Here is a 16187-nt window from a genome sequence, read left to right as displayed (position 1 = left end):
CGATGAACGACCAGAACACCGGTCTGCGCGTGGAATGGGATCCCGCGCTGATCCGCAAGTATGACCGCAGCGGCCCGCGCTACACCTCCTATCCGACCGCCGACCGCTTCGTACCGAGCTTCAACGCCGCCCGCTACGAGGAATGGCTGAACTGGCGCGCCGCCGCGGCAAATCCTTCGCCGCTGTCGCTGTACTTCCACATCCCCTTCTGCCAGACGGTTTGTTTCTACTGCGCCTGCAACAAGATCGTGACCGCCAACCGCGAGCACGCCGGCAAGTACATCGACTACCTGGAAAAGGAAATCGAACTGCAGGCGAGGCACCTGGGGCGGCATCGGGAAGTACGCCAACTGCACTGGGGCGGCGGCACGCCGACCTTCCTGAACCACGAACAGATGCGCCGGCTGATGCAGGCCACACGCGAGCATTTCGAGTTGGCCGAAGGCGAATACTCGATCGAAATCGACCCGCGCAAGGTGGACGAGGCCACTATCGCCCTGTTGCGCGAAATCGGCTTCAACCGGATGAGCTTAGGGGTGCAGGACTTCGACCCCGAGGTGCAAAAGGCCGTCAACCGCATCCAGAGCGAGGCGGAAACGCTGCGCGTCCTCGACGCCGCCCGCGCCGAAGGTTTCTGCTCGGTCAGCATCGACCTGATCTACGGCCTGCCCAAGCAGACGGTGAGCGGCTTCCGCCACACCCTCGACCGCATCCTGACCGCCGATCCGGACCGGATTTCACTCTACAATTATGCCCACCTGCCGCATCTGTTCAAGCCGCAGCGCCAGATCCGCGACGAAGACCTGCCCAGCGCCGACAGCAAGCTGGAAATCCTGCAAAATGCGATCGCCCACCTGACCGGCGCTGGCTATGTCTACATTGGCATGGATCATTTCGCCAAGACGGACAACGAGCTGAACCTGGCCCAGCGCGAAGGCCGGCTGCAGCGAAATTTCCAGGGCTACTCTACCCATGCCGATTGCGACATGGTCGCCCTGGGTGTCACCGCCATCGGCAAGATCGGGCCGACCTACAGTCAGAACTTCCGCACCTTGGAGGACTACTACGCCCGGCTCGACCAGGGCGTGCTGCCCATCATGCGCGGGCTGGAATGCGATGACGACGACCTGCTGCGGCGCGCCGTGATCCAGGCCCTGATGTGCCAGTTCGAACTGGACTTCGCCCACCTCGGCCGCCAGCATGGGGTGGACTTTGCCCGCTACTTCACCGCCGAACTCGGCGACCTCGAACCGATGGCCGAAGACGGACTGCTGGAGCTGGGACCGAACCGGCTCACGGTCACTCCCAAGGGGCGCCTCCTGATCCGCAACATCGCTATGGCGTTCGACCGCCACTTGCGCCAGGATCAGGAGCGACGGGCCTATTCCAAGGTCATCTGACCCCCGATCGTGTCACACTTGCCGGTGGTATCATCGGGCCTCATCCCGAAGCGCGAAGGTGTGAACGATGTATGACCATCTCGAGACCGCCGACCACCCCGAGAACCTGAAGCGCGTAGTCATCGACCCGGTGACCCGCGTCGAAGGTCACGGCAAGGTGACCCTCCTGTTGGACGACGACAACCACGTCCGCCAGGCCCGGCTCCACATCGTCGAATTCCGTGGCTTCGAACGCTTCATCCAGGGCCGCCCTTACTGGGAACTGCCGGTGCTGGTCCAGCGCTTGTGCGGTATCTGCCCGGTGAGCCACCACCTCGCCGCGGCGAAAGCCATCGACCAGGTCGTCGGCGTGGACCGGCTCACACCGGCCGCGGAGAAGCTTCGTAGGCTAATGCATTTCGGCCAGTTCCTGCAGTCGCATGCCCTGCATTTCTTCCACCTGGCGACGCCCGACCTCCTGTTCGGCTTCGACAGCTCGGCAGGCCGCCGCAACATCTTCGAGGTGCTGAAAGAATATCCGGACGTGGGCTTGGAAGGCGTCCGCATGCGCAAATACGGCCAGGAGGTGATCCGGCTGATTTCCGGCAAGCGTATCCATGGCAGCGCCGCCATCCCCGGCGGGATGAACAAGGCCCTGACGGCGGAAGAAAGGGATATCCTGCTGCAGGACATCGATCAGGTCCTCGGCTGGTGCCGCAACGCACTCGCGCTGATCCGCCGGATTTACCTTGCCAATCGCGAGCATCATGAACGCTTCGGCCTGATCCGTTCCAATTTCATGGGGCTGATCCGCGACGACGGCGCTTTCGAAATCTACCACGGCGGGCTGCGGGCCAAAGACGCCTCCGGCCGGACGATCTTCGACAATCTCGACTACCGGGGCTACACCTGCATCCTGCGCGAAGAGGTGCGCTCCTGGTCTTACATGAAATTCCCCTATATCGAGGCGCTGGGCAAGGACGACGGCTGGTACCGGGTCGGCCCCCTGGCCCGCATCAACAATTGCGACTTCATCCCCACCCCCCTGGCCGAAGAAGCGCGGCAGGACTTCCTGGCCCAGAGTGGCGGCGGACCCGTACACGGCTCGCTGGCCTTCCACTGGGCCCGGATGATCGAAACCCTGCACTGCGCCGAGAGCATCCGCGAACTGCTGCACGATCCGGAACTGCTGGGCACCGACCTCGTCGTCCACGGCGAGCGCCGGCCGGAAGGCATCGGCGTGATCGAAGCGCCGCGCGGCACCCTGTTCCACCATTACCAGGTCGACGAAAACGACCTGGTCACCGGCGCCAACCTGATCGTCTCGACCACCCACAACAACCAGGCGATGAACGAATCGATCCGCCAGGTGGCCGCCGAATACCTCGACGGCCGGACGATCACCGAAGGGCTGCTGAATCATATCGAAGTCGCGATCCGCGCCTACGACCCCTGCCTGTCCTGCGCCACCCACGCCCTGGGCAAGATGCCGCTGGTCATCGAGCTCATGGACGCCGGCGGCCGGATGCTTGACCGCCTGCACCGGCGGGCGGACGGCACGGTTTTGCACTGAGGTGGCGGGACTGCTGGTGTTCGGCTACGGCAACCCGAGCCGGGGTGACGACGCGCTCGGGCCGCTGTTCCTCGAGGCGCTGCAAGAACGCCTGGCCAGCTCGCGGAGGGCGGGTATCGAATTCCTGCAGGATTTCCAGCTCCAGATCGAGCACGCGCTCGACCTCGCCGGACGGGACCGGGTGCTGTTCGTGGACGCCCATTTCGGCTGCCCGCCGCCGTTCCGGTTCGAGCGGATAACGCCCCAGCGTGACGACAGCTACACCAGCCACGCCGTCAGCCCGCAAGCCCTGCTGGAAGTCTACCGGCACATCAACGGTGAAGAACCGCCGCCTACATATCTCCTGAGCATCCGCGGAGAACGGTTCGGCCTGGGGGAGAGCCTGAGCCGGGAGGCGGCATTGAATCTGGAATCTGCGCTGCGCTTCGCCGAAGCGCTGGTCGGCGATCCGCCTGGCGCTGCTTGGGAGATCCTTGGCCGTTGAGCGGGGTCAGAAATACGGCTTTTCCTTGGCCTGATTGTAACGCTCGATGCTGCTGGTGATTTCCAGCCGCGCCTCGTCGATGTCGCCCCAGCCATTGATCTTCACCCATTTACCCGGTTCGAGATCCTTGTAATGCTCGAAAAAATGGGCGATCTGAGCCAGTTGCGGCTCAGGAATGTCGCGGTAGGACTTGACCTTGGAATACAGCGAAGAAAGCTTGTCGACCGGCACGGCCAGCACTTTGGCATCGCCGCCGGCCTCGTCCTGCATCTTGAGCACGCCGATCGGCCGGCAACGCACTACCGAACCGCTGAGCAGACGGCAAGGCGCGATCACCAGCACGTCGACCGGATCGCCGTCCTCCGACAAGGAATGGGGGATGTAGCCGTAATTGCACGGATATTGCATAGCCGTGCCCATGAAACGGTCCACGAACAGCGCCCCTGTCTCCTTGTCGACCTCGTATTTCACCGGATCGCTGAACGCCGGAATCTCGATGATGACGTGGATGTCCTCGGGCACCTGCCGGCCGGAACTGACTTTCATCAAAGCCATGACTTCTCTCCAGAAATGAGCACATGGCCCATTATAACAGTCGGGAAAAAGGGACGCTGGCAGCAAAAACCATGGGTGGGTCGCTCTATTGCCATCAGCGAACGTCAACAGGGGCAGCGCAGTGTCGCTGGCTCACGACGGCATACGTGATCCCACGGCCACCTCTGCGGCAGTTGAGGCTTGCAGCAAATAGGAGCGATCGTCCCCCGAAGTTTGCAACTTGATGATTTTCCTTGATACGGCACGTATGGCAGTTTCCTCAGCTAACGGCTTCGGGGGCTGTTTCCATGACAGCGGCATAACCGATGCTTGCACAACCGGTGGAACTTAAAGATCCCCGTCGCAGGCTCAAACCTTCAAGCCCAATCCGGGTCAGCGACTTACCCGCGATGGTGGATCCATGCTCAGCACCGACCACACCGGCACTTCAAAAGGGGATTTCCCATGAAAAGTCTTAATAGCAAAAACCTTCTATTGCTTGTCCTGCTCCAAACTCCCGGCTGGAGCCATGCCTATTCCGTGGATAACGGGAACATCTACGACGGCAACGGTCAAGCCGTGCAGTTGCGCGGACTCAACTGGTTCGGCTTCGAAACCGCTGACCACATTGCTCACGGCCTGTGGGCGCGCAACTGGAAGGACATGATCGCCCAAATGAAATCCCTGGGATTCAACGCCGTGCGGTTGCCGGTCTGCCCGGCTACGCTCGACGGCGTCGCCGTCAACAACTTCAATGCGACGCTGAACGCCGATCTTTCCGGCAAGAATTCGCTGCAAGTCCTGGATGCCGTCATCGCCGAATTCGATCGCTTAGGGTTTTACATCCTGCTCGATCATCACCGACTGGACTGCAACGACGGCATAGCAGAACTTTGGTACAGCCCGGCCTACACCGAGCAGCAATGGATCGACGACTTGAGCTTCATGGCAAGCCGCTACAAATCCGTTCCCCATTTCCTGGGCATCGACCTGAAGAACGAACCGCACGGCGCCGCCACCTGGGGCACCGGCAACGTCGCCACCGACTGGAACAGGGCTGCGGAGAAGGCCGCCGCGGCGGTGCTCGGCGCCGCCCCGGACGTGCTGGTTTTCGTGGAGGGCGTCCAGGAAAACCCTATCTGCAGCGGCACGATCAACCATTGGTGGGGAGGCAATCTGGAACCCCAGGACTGCCATCCCCTGGCCATCCCGGCGAACCGGCTGGTACTGTCGCCTCATGTCTACGGGCCGGACGTCTATGCCCAGCCGTATTTCGGCGCCGCCGACTTCCCTGCCAACATGCCGGCCATCTGGAACGCCCATTTTGGCCATTTCAAGGACAAGGGTTACACCGTCGCCATCGGGGAAACCGGCGGCAAATACGGCCACGGCGGCGATCCTAAGGACAAGGCGTTCCAGAATGCCCTGGTCGATTACCTCGTCGGCAAAGACATCAGGCATTTGTTCTACTGGGCTTGGAATCCCAACAGCGGGGACACCGGCGGAATCCTCCAGGACGACTGGACCCATGTCTGGCAGGACAAGGTCGACCTGCTGAGCCGCTTGTGGGGAGCTGCGACGCCCTCGCCGACGCCGGTGCCGACTTCGACGCCCGCGCCGACTCCCGCCTGTGCGGACGGAATCGACAACGACGGCGATGGCGCCACCGACTATCCCGCCGATCCCGGCTGCTCCTCTGCCGCCGACACCGACGAATCCAACCCGGTCACTACGCCTGCGTCACAGAGTCTCCCGGCTAAGCTGACGGTCAGCTCCGACTGGGGCACAGGCTACTGCACCGACGTCGCGGTGACCAATGGCACCTCCACCACGGTGAAATGGAAGACGTCTTTCGCCGTGCAGGGAACGATCAACAACCTGTGGAACGCAGCTTACACTCAGACAGGAAGCCAAGTCGACGCCTCCGGCCTCAACTGGAACGAAACGCTCCAGGCCGGCGCCACCGCAACTTTTGGATTCTGTGCCGACCGGCCCGCCCCCAAGGCGGCATGTGCCGACGGCGTCGATAATGATGGCGATGGCCTTAGCGATTATCCGGCCGATCCGGGTTGCACCTCCACCGCCGACACCGACGAAACCAATCCACCCGCAGGCGGGCTGAAGACGACGCTGACCGTTCAATCGGATTGGGGCGCTGGCTATTGCGCGCAGGTCGACGTCCGCAACGCCGGTTCGGCACCGATCGTCTGGCAAGTCAGCCTCGCCATTGAAGGCACCATCGACAACCTCTGGAATGCCGTCTATACCCAATCCGGAAATCTGCTAACCGCGAGCGGCCTCGACTGGAACAAGACGGTACCCGCCAACGGTACGGTTCAGTTCGGATTCTGCGCCGTGCGTTGAAGCCGGAAGGGGGAGCCTCGGCCCGGTCAGTTCCCGCGGGGACTTGGAGTCCCCTCGGGTTTCGCAATACGCTGGGGCTTTTGGAAAGACGCTAAGCGCCGAACAGAACGATGCGGGCCATCGCGTAATACCCCTTGAGCCTGGCGAGCACGCCGGGCGCCGGATGCAAGGGATAAACGCCGGGCATCGCCTGGCCTTTCGCCAGCCTAGCGATCTTGCGCCGCACCGGCGCGTCGAGCTGGCCGTTGGCCGCCAGCTCCATGAACAATGCCTTGACATTGCCCAGGTCGAAGAAATCGCGCTGCCAGCTCCATTGGTAGTCGCCGCCGTAGCGGAACCACGAGCCGCCGAGTCCGGCGACCTCGTAGTGGCTGCCATCGGGCCGCCGAGCCGGCGATACCTGGCGCCAGAAGCCGATGACCTCGCCCTGGGCATCGTCGATCACCACGTGGTCGTACGGGTAGCGCCATTGTTCGAAACCCTCCATGTGGAAGCCCAGTGCCCAGTCCATGATCTGCTGCCGTCCGCGGGCTAGGAATTCCTGATCGGGCCCCATGTTCCAGCCGTATTCGGCGTCCTCGGTGTACATCGCACCGAGCGACTGGACCCAGTCGCCGGCGCGCTCCGCATCGCGGTTGGCGGCCAGCCAGCGCGCGACCATTTCTTCCAGCTCGGCTCGTGGGTAGGCGGGCATGCAAAATCCTCTTCTGTCGTGATTGATCGAAAGCTCCGCATGGCGCGGACCCGTTCGCGTAAAGCGAAATATTCGACGCAGGCCGGGGCGTCTTAGCGTCCGATGATGGCGGCCTGCTGGTCGGCATGATACGACGAGCGCACCAGGGGAGCGCTTGCGACGCTGGCGAAACCCAGTTCCCGCGCATACGCTGCGAGTTCGTCGAATTCCGCCGGTGGAACGTAGCGCACCACGGGCAGATGGTCCCGGCTGGGCTGCAGATACTGTCCCAGCGTGAGCATCTCGCAGCCATGGCCGCGGAGATCGCGCAGCACGTCGCGCACCTCGTCCAGGGTCTCGCCCAGGCCGAGCATCAGCCCCGACTTGGTCGGCACGGCCGGCACCTTGTCGCGGAACCGCGCCAGGAGCTCCAGCGATTGGCGGTAGTCGGCTCCGGGCCGCGCCTGGCGGTACAGGCGGGGGACGGTTTCGATGTTGTGGTTGAATACATCGGGTGGGTCGGCGGCAAGCAGGTCGAGGGCCACCGCCATCCGTCCACGGAAATCGGGGGTCAGAATCTCGACGGAAAGCGCCGGACACCCCGAGCGCAAAGCCCGGATGCAGGCGGCGAAATGCCCCGCGCCGCCGTCGCGCAGATCGTCCCGGTCGACCGAGGTGATCACCACGTAGCGCAGCCTCAACAGGGCGATGGTTTCCGCGAGACGCTCCGGTTCGGCGGGGTCGGGCGGTGCCGGGCGGCCGTGGGCGACGTCGCAGAAAGGGCAGCGGCGGGTGCAGATGTCGCCGAGGATCATGAAGGTGGCGGTGCCGTGGCCAAAACATTCCGCCAGATTGGGACAGGCCGCTTCTTCGCAGACGCTGTGCAGACCGCGCTCGCGCAGCAGCCGCTTCACGCGTCGGACTTCCTCGCCCGCGCCTGCCCGGACCCGGATCCAATCGGGCTTGCGTAGAGGGGCGACGGATTCGACCTTGACGGGGATGCGCGAAAGTTTTTCCGCGCCCCGCTGATGGGACTCCGGCGTCTGGCGCGAGGGCGCCTGATTGTTGTCCAAAGTTTTCATGCCGCGATTTCCTCGTCGCCAAGCTGGACCATCAATTCCCGCACCAGTGCCGCCGCCGGTTCGAACACCTGTGCAGCGACGCCCAGATCGGCCAGCCGCGTCACCGCCAAACCGGCATGACCGCAGGGATGGATCCGGCCGAAGGCCTCCAGTTCGGGACGGACGTTCAACGCGACGCCGTGATAACAGCAACCGCGGCGGACACGTAAACCGAGCGAGGCGATCTTGGCGCCATCCACATAAACCCCCGGGGCATCGCTGCGCGCCTGCGCTTCGAGGCCATACTGGCGCAACAGGCTGATGACGGCTTGTTCCAGCGCACTGACCATCCGCCGCACGCCGAGTTTCCGCCTTTGCAGGTCCACCAGCGTGTAAAGCACGAGCTGGCCGGGACCATGGTAGGTCACCTGGCCGCCGCGGTCGGTCTGGACCACCGGCACATCGCCGGCATCGAGGATATGGGCGGGATCGCCGTTCATACCGAGCGTGTAGACGGGCGAATGCTCCACCAGCCACAGTTCGTCGGCCGTGTCATCGGCACGCTGCCCGGTGAATTCCTGCATGGCTCGCCAGACCGGTTCGTAATCGGCGCGCCCCAGCATGCGGATACGGAAAGCCATCCGGGTTCAGTTCAGCAGAAACAGGGTGGCCAGCCCCAGGAAGATGAAGAAGCCCATGCCGTCGGTGATCGCTGTGAGCAACACGCTGGTGCCGATGGCGGGGTCTAGATCCAGCCGGGCCCGGATCAACGGGATGAACAACCCCGTCACCGCCGCCACCAGCAGATTCAGCGTCATGGCTGCCGCCATCACGGCCGCCAGCTTCGGCTCGCGGTAAAGCGCATAGGTCAGGACGCCGATGACGCTACCCCAGACGATCCCGTTGATCAGGCCGATAGCGATTTCCTTGAACACCAGCCGCCGCACGTTGGACGAATCGACCAGGCCGAGAGCGAGCGAGCGGACAATGAGGGTGCTGGTCTGAGTGCCGGTATTGCCGCCGATGCCGGCGACGATGGGCATGAGGGAGGCCAGCGCGACCACCCGGCTGATGGTCTCATCGAATAGATCGATGACGCGGGTACTGGCGAAAGCCGTCAACAGGTTGATTCCCAGCCAAACCCAACGGTTCTTGACGCTCTTCCAGATGCCGGCGAACAAGTCCTCCTCCTGGAGCAGACCGGCCTGGGCCAGTGCCTCCTCGTCGGACTCGTGGCGGATGTAATCGACGATGGCGTCGATACTGACGCGGCCAACGAGGCGCTGCTGATCGTCCACCACAGGCACCGAAAGCAGACCGTAGCGTTCGAAGGCACGGGCAGCGACGGACGCATCGTCATCCAGATGGAACATGACGACATCTCTGGACATGACGTCCGCCACCCGTGCTTCGGGGCTCCGCAGCAGGAGGCGCTTGAGCGAGAGCACGCCGCGCAGCACCCCCTGCTTGTCGACCACGAACAGCTTGTCGGTGTTCTCGGGCAGGTCGCCGCGCTGGCGCAGATAGCGCAGCACGACTCCCAGCGTCGTGTCCTCCCGGATAGCCACCATGCCGAAATCCATGATCGCGGCGACGGTGTCCTCTTCATAGGACAGGACCGATTCGAGCTGGGCACGGGTCTGGTCGTTGAGTGACTTCAGCAGCTCCTGCATGACCTCATCGGGAAGGTCGGGAGCCAGATCGGCGATTTCGTCCGTATCGAGCTGCTCGGTGGCATGCAGCAGTTCATCCCGGTCCATGTCCGAAATCAGTGATTCGCGCACCGCATCCGAGACATGCAGCAGGATTTCGCCGTCCATTTCAGGATCCACCTGCGCCCACACGGCCAGACGTTGCGCCTGCGGCAGCGACTCCAGCACGTAAGCGATGTCAGCGGCGTGGAGCGAATCGAGCTTCTGCCTGAGTGCGACCTGATGCTGCTTGTGCATCAGGTTTTCGATCAGCTCGTGCCGGGACATCGGCTGATGCTGCAGTATCGTCTCCTCCAGTTTCTGTTTTTCCAGCAGTTCCACCACTTCGCGCACGAGCCGGCGCAGTCTTTCGTCGCTGGTTTCGATGGTGGAATCGGACATGGCTGGCAACGGATGTCGGTGATCACTGCGCCGACGGATCTGCCGGCGGATGGAAGGGCGCCCGGGCTTATACCATACCCGGACGGAACTGTCGTTAAAGAACCATGAGCACGCCGGGCAACGTGCCGATGCGCTGGTAGATTGCCTCGATCTGGGCCTGACTCGATGCGACGATCGTCACCGTCACCGCCACGAACCGGCCACCGCCGCTGGCCCGGACGCTGACGCCGAGTTCTTCCAGCTCCGGCGCAGCCAGTCGCACCGCGGCTTCGACCGAAGCGGCGAAGTCGCCTTCCGCCGGACCGAACACCTTGATCGGAAACTCGCAGGGAAATTCGAGCAGGGTATCCAGGCTCATGCCGTGACACCGCGCTTGAACCTGCGCTTGAAATCCTGGTACAGCGCACTGACCCGCTCCCAGACGAGCCCGGGGCGGCCCCGGCCAACCGGCCGGCCGTCCAGCTCGACCACCGGCAGCACTTCCCGAGTCGAACTCGTGATCCAGATTTCCTCGGCCCCGGCAAACTCTTCCAGCGGGATCGCCTGCTCCCATGCCGGCAGGCCCTCCGCCCGAACCAGCTCCAGCACCAGGTCGCGGGTGATACCGGGAAGCAGTTCAGGCCCCTTGGGCGGGGTGACGATCACGCCGCCGATCACGGCGAACACATTGCTGGCCGTCCCTTCCGTGATGTGACCCTCACGAACCAGCACGGCCTCGGCACAACCCCGTTCGACCGCTTGCTGCCGCAACAGGACGTTGGGCAACAGGGTGATGGCCTTGATGTTACACCAGCGCCAACGAATGTCCTCCAGCGTGATTGCGCGCGCGCCGGCCGCCGGGACCGGCGTGATCGGCGAACCCATGGCGAAGACCGTGGGCCGAACCCCCACCGGGATCGAGTGGTCCCTGGCAGGACCCACGCCGCGCGTCACCTGCAGATAAACCGCCTGATCGCCCCCCCCGTCGATCAGGCGGCCGATGATTTCCGCCCACTCGGACCTCACCAGCGGCGATGTCATGCGGATACCTCGCAGGCTGTCATCCAGCCGGCGGAGATGCTCCTCCAGCCGGAGCGGCCGCCCGCCGTAGACCGGGATGACCTCGTACACCCCGTCGCCGAACAGGAATCCCCGGTCCAGGACAGACACGCGGGCCTGATCCAGCGGCAGAAACTCGCCGTTGAGATAAACCAGAGGGCCGCTCATGACGGAACCCCGCGATCTAGCCTTGCCGCTGTTTCAGCCACAGCAGGACATGGTCCAGCGCCCGACGGAAGATGCCGCCCTCCGGCACCTCCTGCAACGCCACCAAGTCCCGCTGGAGGATAGTCTCGTTGTTGAACGTGACCTGGATGTTACCCAGTTTATCGCCTTTCCTAACCGGTGCCATGGCATTGGTGTCCACTTCGATCGCCGTCTTCAGATTCTGGAACTGCCCGCGCGGAAAGGTCGCGTACAAATCCTCGTCCACGCCGACTGGCACTTCGGTCTGCTCGCCTTTCCAAATGCGGGCCTTGGCGAGTTCTTCGCCGCCCTTGTGAACCGGTTTGGTTTCGAAGAAGCGGAAGCCGTAGTTGAGCAGTGCCTGATTGGCGTTGGCGCGATCAGTGTCGCTCTTGGATCCCAGGACCACCGAAATCATCCGATCGCCGTCACGTAAGGCGGAGGTGATCAGGCAGTAGCCCGCCCCTTCGGTATGGCCGGTCTTGACGCCGTCCACCGTGGGATCGCGCCACAGCAGCCGGTTGCGGTTGACCTGCTTGATACCATTGAACACGAACTCCTTGATGGAGTGCCAGGGATAGTACTGCGGAAACTCCTTGATCATCGCCCGGGTCAGTGTCGCGAGGTCACGGGCGGTCGTATAGTGGTCGGGGTCGGGCAGCCCCATGCTGTTCTTGAAATGGGTATTGGTCATCCCCAGACGCTCCGCATTCTGATTCATCATCTGGGCGAAGACGGACTCGTCACCCGCCACATGCTCGGCCAAAGCGACGCTGGCGTCGTTGCCGGACTGGACGATCATGCCCTTGAGCAGATTTTCCACCGAAATCTGGGCACCGACCTGGGCGAACATCCGCGACCCCTCGGTCCGCCAAGCCTTTTCGCTGACGGTCACCATGTCCTCCAGCTTGATGTGTCCCTTGGCAAGCTCGCGGAACAGGATGTAGGCCGTCATCACCTTGGTCAGACTGGCGGGCTCCAGCCGCTCGTCGGCATTGCGCTCTGCCAGCACCCGGCCGCTGTAGAAATCCTGCAGCAAATAGGCCTTGGCTGGCAAATCAGGCGGGGCGGGAATCAGCGGCGGCTCCGCCTGGAGCGGCAGACACCATCCGGCGAGGAGGACAAGAGAGAGGAAAACATGCCATCGGGCGTGAATCAGGAGGGCTTTCACGTTCATCCGCCGTAGGGTTGGGTTGATTTGCAGTGCCGTTAGTTTAACACGCCCCCCCGCCACGGACAGACGAAAGCCAGGACGGGCGGTTTCGCCCCCACGGATACCCCCAGCACCGGGGCGGAGACACCGGACCAGTCCCGAAATACAGGGCAGGCCGCAGTTTCGTGGGCTCAGCCCGGCAGCAGCTTGCGATGCGTCTGCACGGACATGAGGATGCCGAAGCCGGCGAGCAGGGTCACCATGGAAGTCCCGCCGTAGCTCACCAGCGGCAGCGGCACACCCACCACCGGCAGGATGCCGACGACCATGCCGGTGTTGACGAAAACATATACGAAAAACGTGAGGGTCAGGGCGCCGCTGAGCAGGCGGGTATAGGCATCCTGCGCCTGGATCGAGATGTGGATACAGCGGCCGATGATGAACAGATAAATCGCCAGCAACCCCAGACAGCCGAGGAGGCCGAACTCTTCGGCCACCACCGCGAAGATGAAATCGGTCGACTTCTCCGGCAGAAACTCCAACTGGGCTTGGGAACCCTGCAACCAGCCCTTGCCATAAAACCCGCCGGAGCCGATGGCGATCTTGGACTGGATGATGTGATAACCGCGGCCCAAAGCATCCGCCTCGGGATTCAGGAACATCAATACCCGATCCCGCTGGTAATCGTGCAGGAAATGCCAGACCACCGGCAACAGTCCCGCCCCGGCACCGCCGAGCACCAGTAGGTAGAGCCAACGGATTCCAGCGAGAAACACCACCACCGCTCCGGCCGTACCGACCAGGATAGCCGTCCCCAGGTCGGGCTGCTTGGCGATCAGCCCCACCGGTATCGCGATGAACACGCCGGCCACCGCGATATGCCGGAATGCCGGCGGAACCGGACATTCGGCCAAATACCAGGCCACTGTCATCGGCACCGCCAGCTTAAGGATTTCCGAGGGCTGGAACCGCACCACCCCGAGGTCGAGCCAGCGCTGCGCACCCTTGCCGATCTCGCCCATGACCAGCACCGCGGCGAGCAGCAACACCCCCGCCCCGTACAGCAGCGGGCTGTAGAAACGGAAATGGCGCGGATGGATCTGAGCGATGGCGAGCATGACCGACATGGCCAGCAGCAGACGGATTCCCTGCCGCAGCAGCACATCGAAGCTCTGCGCCGAAGCGGAATACAGGATCACCAGAGCGACCCCGGACAAGGTGATCAGACCGGCGAACAGCGGGATGTCGATGTGGATCCGCTTCATGATGCGTTCGAAGCGGGTCTCTCCGGCAAGGAAACCGGCCAGTCCGGAATCGTATCTCATGGCACACTCCCGTTCAGATAGCGCTCCATCACCGCGCGGGCGACTGGCGCGGCGACCGAGCCGCCGTGCCCGCCGTGCTCGGCGAGCACGGCCACGGCGATGCGGGGCTGTTCGGCCGGCGCGAAGGCGATGAACAAGGCATGGTCCCGCATCTCTTTCTTGACCTCCGATTCCCGGTATTTCTGCCCCTGGCCGACGGAAAACACCTGCGCCGTCCCGGTCTTGCCGGCGACATGGTAGGAAAGGCCGCCGGCGATGCTCTTCGCGGTGCCACGGGCACTGTGCACGACGTCGATCATCGCCTGGATCACCGTGTCCCAGTGCTCCGGCGCAATGGCCAGGTCGTCCCCGCGGGGTTCCTCCGGCGCCGCGCCGGCCCCGCCCTGCACCCCATCCAGCAGCCGCGGGGTAACCACGTGGCCCCGGTTGGCCAAAATGGCGGTGGCCCTTGCCAATTGCACCGGCGTCACCCCCACATAGCCCTGACCGATGCCGGTGATGACCGTCTCTCCCGGAAACCAGGGATATTTGCTGCGCTTCTTCTTCCACTCCTTGGAGGGGTAGACGCCCGGCAACTCACCCGGAATGTCGATCCCGGTGCGCTTGCCGAAACCGAACCGCCCCATGAATTCACTCAGCTTGTCGATGCCCAGGCTCAGCGCCAATTTGTAGAAATACACGTCGCAGGACTGGGTGATTGCCGATTTCAGATCGACGGCACCATGGCCGCCCTTGCGCCAGTCGCGGTACTGATGTGAAGAGTTGGGCAACTGGAAATAGCCTGGGCAGGACACTTTGCGATCGGCGGAGAGATCCCCGACTTCGAGTCCCGCCAGGCCCTCGAACGGCTTCACCGTCGACCCCGGCGGGTAGACCCCGCGCAAGGCACGATTGTACAAAGGGCGGTCCGGCGAGGATTGCAGGCGGTCGTAGTCCGCTTTGGGAATGCCGTACACAAAGGGATTGGGATCGAAGCTCGGCTTACTGACGAAGGCCAGCACCCGGCCCGTCGCGGGCTCCATCGCCACCACCGCGCCGTTGTAGTCGCCCAGGGCGTCGATCGCCGCACGCTGCAGGCTGATGTCCAGCGACAGGCGCAGATCGGCCCCCGGCACGGGCGGTACCGTATCGAGAACGCCGATCGAACGCCCCTGGACGTTGGTTTCCAGCTCCTGGTGGCCGGTCCGGCCATGGAGCAGCGTCTCGTAGGTTTTTTCGATCCCACTCTTGCCGATGTGGTAGGTGCCGCTATAGAGCGAAGGATCGAGTGTCTTCAGGTCGGCCTCGCTGATGCGGCTGACATAGCCCACGGCATGTGCCGTGAGTTCGCCGTAAGGATAGGTCCGGATCATGCGCACGGCGATCTGGACACCGGGAAAGAACGGCTGCTTGACCGCGAAACGCGCGATCTGTTCTTCATCCAGCCGCATCTTGAGAGGAATACTCTCGAAGCTCTTGTGCTGGGATTGAAGCTTGCGGAACCGGCGCACGTCCTCGTCGCTCAGCCCGAGCAGGGTCTGGAGTTCCGCCAGCGTGGCGTCCAGGTCGTCGATGCGTTCCGGCACCAGTTCCAGACTGTACGAAGGCACGTTGTCGGCCAGCACCTCGCCGTTGCGGTCGTAGATGATACCCCGCGTAGGCGGCAACGGCGCAATCTTGACGCGGTTGTCCTGTGACAGGGTCGCGTAGTGTTCGTGACCGACGATTTGCAGATAAACCAGACGCGCCACCAGCGCCGCCACCGCCAGCAGCAGCAGGACCACACTGAAGGCAATGCGGGACTGGAATACCCGGACGTCGTTCTGGAGCCTTCGTTTAGCGCGGATGTTCATGGCTTGGGCAGGGCCGGGGCAGGCTTGAAGCTATGCCGCGCCGCAACGGCGCCGCAGCCCGTCGAGCACGGCCCGAACCAAAGGCCAGACCAGGCCGCCGGACAATGCCGCGAACCAGTAGCCTTCCGGCGCACTGGCCGGCCCTCGGATATGGCGGGTCCACAGGATGAGCAGGAGCCCCAGGCCGAGCAGCAGCACGACGGCCAAAACCTGCTGAACCATCGAATAGAGCTGGAAACGCCGGTGAAAACGCACGCCGACATAGATGACCAGACTGTATGCCAGAGCCTCTTGACCCAGCAGCCGCCCCGTCAGCGCATCCGCCAGGAGACCGGTCAGCCAGGCGGTACCGACGCCGACGCGGTCGGGAGCCGCCACGGCCCAATAGATCAGCAGCAACAGAATCCAGTCCGGATTCCACAGCGCCCAGCTTTGCGGCAAGGGTACGATTCGCATCGCCATCGCGGCGGCCAGGCTCGCGAAAATCACGAT

Annotated in this window: 15 protein-coding genes; 4 read left to right on the top strand and 11 right to left on the bottom strand. The window is 63.4% G+C overall.

Going from position 1 to position 16187, the window contains the following annotated elements:
* Positions 1 to 2 precede the first annotated feature (2 nt).
* The 3 genes from hemN (at position 3) to N4J17_RS06120 (ending at position 3436) form a co-directional block, all read left to right on the top strand.
* Positions 3 to 1400, top strand: a complete 1398-nt coding sequence (gene hemN, locus N4J17_RS06130; protein ID WP_198322063.1) for an oxygen-independent coproporphyrinogen III oxidase — start codon at positions 3 to 5, stop codon at positions 1398 to 1400.
* 67 nt (positions 1401 to 1467) lie between these two features.
* Complete coding sequence (locus tag N4J17_RS06125; RefSeq protein WP_198322064.1) at positions 1468 to 2952, top strand: Ni/Fe hydrogenase subunit alpha; 1485 nt, start codon at positions 1468 to 1470, stop codon at positions 2950 to 2952.
* Positions 2909 to 3436, top strand: a complete 528-nt coding sequence (locus tag N4J17_RS06120; RefSeq protein WP_232470287.1) for a hydrogenase maturation protease — start codon at positions 2909 to 2911, stop codon at positions 3434 to 3436. The genes N4J17_RS06125 and N4J17_RS06120 overlap by 44 nt, the downstream gene beginning before the upstream one ends.
* Positions 3437 to 3442: 6 nt before the next feature.
* Here N4J17_RS06120 and ppa read toward each other — a convergent pair whose 3' ends face one another.
* Entirely contained in the window at positions 3443 to 3991 is a 549-nt protein-coding gene (gene ppa, locus N4J17_RS06115) for an inorganic diphosphatase (RefSeq protein WP_198322066.1), read from the bottom strand.
* Between the two features lie 444 nt (positions 3992 to 4435).
* On the opposite strand from ppa, the gene N4J17_RS06110 reads away from it, so the two are divergent.
* Positions 4436 to 6334 carry a glycoside hydrolase family 5 protein gene (locus tag N4J17_RS06110; protein WP_198322067.1) on the top strand — a complete coding sequence of 633 codons (1899 nt, stop codon included), beginning with the start codon at positions 4436 to 4438 and terminating at the stop codon, positions 6332 to 6334.
* Positions 6335 to 6425: 91 nt separating this feature from the next.
* Here N4J17_RS06110 and N4J17_RS06105 read toward each other — a convergent pair whose 3' ends face one another.
* From N4J17_RS06105 to mreD, 10 genes are all read right to left on the bottom strand, one after another.
* Positions 6426 to 7028, bottom strand: a complete 603-nt coding sequence (locus tag N4J17_RS06105; RefSeq protein WP_198322068.1) for a nuclear transport factor 2 family protein — start codon at positions 7026 to 7028, stop codon at positions 6426 to 6428.
* A gap of 92 nt (positions 7029 to 7120) precedes the next feature.
* Positions 7121 to 8089, bottom strand: coding sequence for a lipoyl synthase (gene lipA, locus N4J17_RS06100; protein WP_198322069.1), 969 nt, complete (start codon positions 8087 to 8089; stop codon positions 7121 to 7123).
* Positions 8086 to 8709 carry a lipoyl(octanoyl) transferase LipB gene (lipB, locus tag N4J17_RS06095; RefSeq protein ID WP_198322070.1) on the bottom strand — a complete coding sequence of 208 codons (624 nt, stop codon included), beginning with the start codon at positions 8707 to 8709 and terminating at the stop codon, positions 8086 to 8088. The genes lipA and lipB overlap by 4 nt, the downstream gene beginning before the upstream one ends.
* A 6-nt stretch (positions 8710 to 8715) precedes the next feature.
* A complete protein-coding gene (mgtE, locus tag N4J17_RS06090; protein ID WP_198322071.1) occupies positions 8716 to 10161 on the bottom strand; it encodes a magnesium transporter in 1446 nt (481 codons plus the stop codon).
* Positions 10162 to 10255: 94 nt separating this feature from the next.
* On the bottom strand, positions 10256 to 10519 hold the full coding sequence (locus N4J17_RS06085) for a YbeD family protein (protein ID WP_198322072.1): 264 nt from the start codon (positions 10517 to 10519) through the stop codon (positions 10256 to 10258).
* Complete coding sequence (locus tag N4J17_RS06080) at positions 10516 to 11367, bottom strand: D-amino acid aminotransferase (protein WP_198322073.1); 852 nt, start codon at positions 11365 to 11367, stop codon at positions 10516 to 10518. The genes N4J17_RS06085 and N4J17_RS06080 overlap by 4 nt, the downstream gene beginning before the upstream one ends.
* 16 nt (positions 11368 to 11383) lie before the next feature.
* Positions 11384 to 12562, bottom strand: coding sequence for a D-alanyl-D-alanine carboxypeptidase family protein (locus N4J17_RS06075; RefSeq protein ID WP_198322074.1), 1179 nt, complete (start codon positions 12560 to 12562; stop codon positions 11384 to 11386).
* A gap of 167 nt (positions 12563 to 12729) precedes the next feature.
* On the bottom strand, positions 12730 to 13863 hold the full coding sequence (rodA, locus tag N4J17_RS06070) for a rod shape-determining protein RodA (RefSeq protein ID WP_198322075.1): 1134 nt from the start codon (positions 13861 to 13863) through the stop codon (positions 12730 to 12732).
* Positions 13860 to 15695 carry a penicillin-binding protein 2 gene (gene mrdA, locus N4J17_RS06065; RefSeq protein WP_198322076.1) on the bottom strand — a complete coding sequence of 612 codons (1836 nt, stop codon included), beginning with the start codon at positions 15693 to 15695 and terminating at the stop codon, positions 13860 to 13862. Before mrdA ends, rodA begins: the two co-directional genes overlap by 4 nt.
* A gap of 30 nt (positions 15696 to 15725) precedes the next feature.
* Positions 15726 to 16184 (bottom strand): rod shape-determining protein MreD, encoded by a 459-nt coding sequence (gene mreD, locus N4J17_RS06060; protein WP_277458392.1) that lies wholly within the window; start codon positions 16182 to 16184, stop codon positions 15726 to 15728.
* Positions 16185 to 16187 lie beyond the last annotated feature (3 nt).

It is taken from the genome of Methylococcus capsulatus, from assembly GCF_036864975.1.
Taxonomy (GTDB): Bacteria; Pseudomonadota; Gammaproteobacteria; order Methylococcales; family Methylococcaceae; genus Methylococcus.
Note: the sequence above shows the minus strand (reverse complement) of the source record. Positions and strands in the feature narration are given on the sequence as shown.

Bases quoted from the DNA above. Each gene is read 5' to 3' on its own strand.
- hemN (WP_198322063.1), top strand. From the start codon at position 3: ATGAACGACCAGAACACCGGTCTGCGCGTGGAATGGGATCCCGCGCTG.
- N4J17_RS06125 (WP_198322064.1), top strand. From the start codon at position 1,468: ATGTATGACCATCTCGAGACCGCCGACCACCCCGAGAACCTGAAGCGC.
- lipB (WP_198322070.1), bottom strand. From the start codon at position 8,709: ATGGCTTTCCGTATCCGCATGCTGGGGCGCGCCGATTACGAACCGGTC.
- mrdA (WP_198322076.1), bottom strand. From the start codon at position 15,695: ATGAACATCCGCGCTAAACGAAGGCTCCAGAACGACGTCCGGGTATTC.
- rodA (WP_198322075.1), bottom strand. From the start codon at position 13,863: ATGAGATACGATTCCGGACTGGCCGGTTTCCTTGCCGGAGAGACCCGC.
- N4J17_RS06075 (WP_198322074.1), bottom strand. From the start codon at position 12,562: ATGAACGTGAAAGCCCTCCTGATTCACGCCCGATGGCATGTTTTCCTC.
- N4J17_RS06105 (WP_198322068.1), bottom strand. From the start codon at position 7,028: ATGCCCGCCTACCCACGAGCCGAGCTGGAAGAAATGGTCGCGCGCTGG.
- N4J17_RS06080 (WP_198322073.1), bottom strand. From the start codon at position 11,367: ATGAGCGGCCCTCTGGTTTATCTCAACGGCGAGTTTCTGCCGCTGGAT.
- ppa (WP_198322066.1), bottom strand. From the start codon at position 3,991: ATGGCTTTGATGAAAGTCAGTTCCGGCCGGCAGGTGCCCGAGGACATC.
- N4J17_RS06110 (WP_198322067.1), top strand. From the start codon at position 4,436: ATGAAAAGTCTTAATAGCAAAAACCTTCTATTGCTTGTCCTGCTCCAA.
- lipA (WP_198322069.1), bottom strand. From the start codon at position 8,089: ATGAAAACTTTGGACAACAATCAGGCGCCCTCGCGCCAGACGCCGGAG.
- N4J17_RS06085 (WP_198322072.1), bottom strand. From the start codon at position 10,519: ATGAGCCTGGATACCCTGCTCGAATTTCCCTGCGAGTTTCCGATCAAG.
- mgtE (WP_198322071.1), bottom strand. From the start codon at position 10,161: ATGTCCGATTCCACCATCGAAACCAGCGACGAAAGACTGCGCCGGCTC.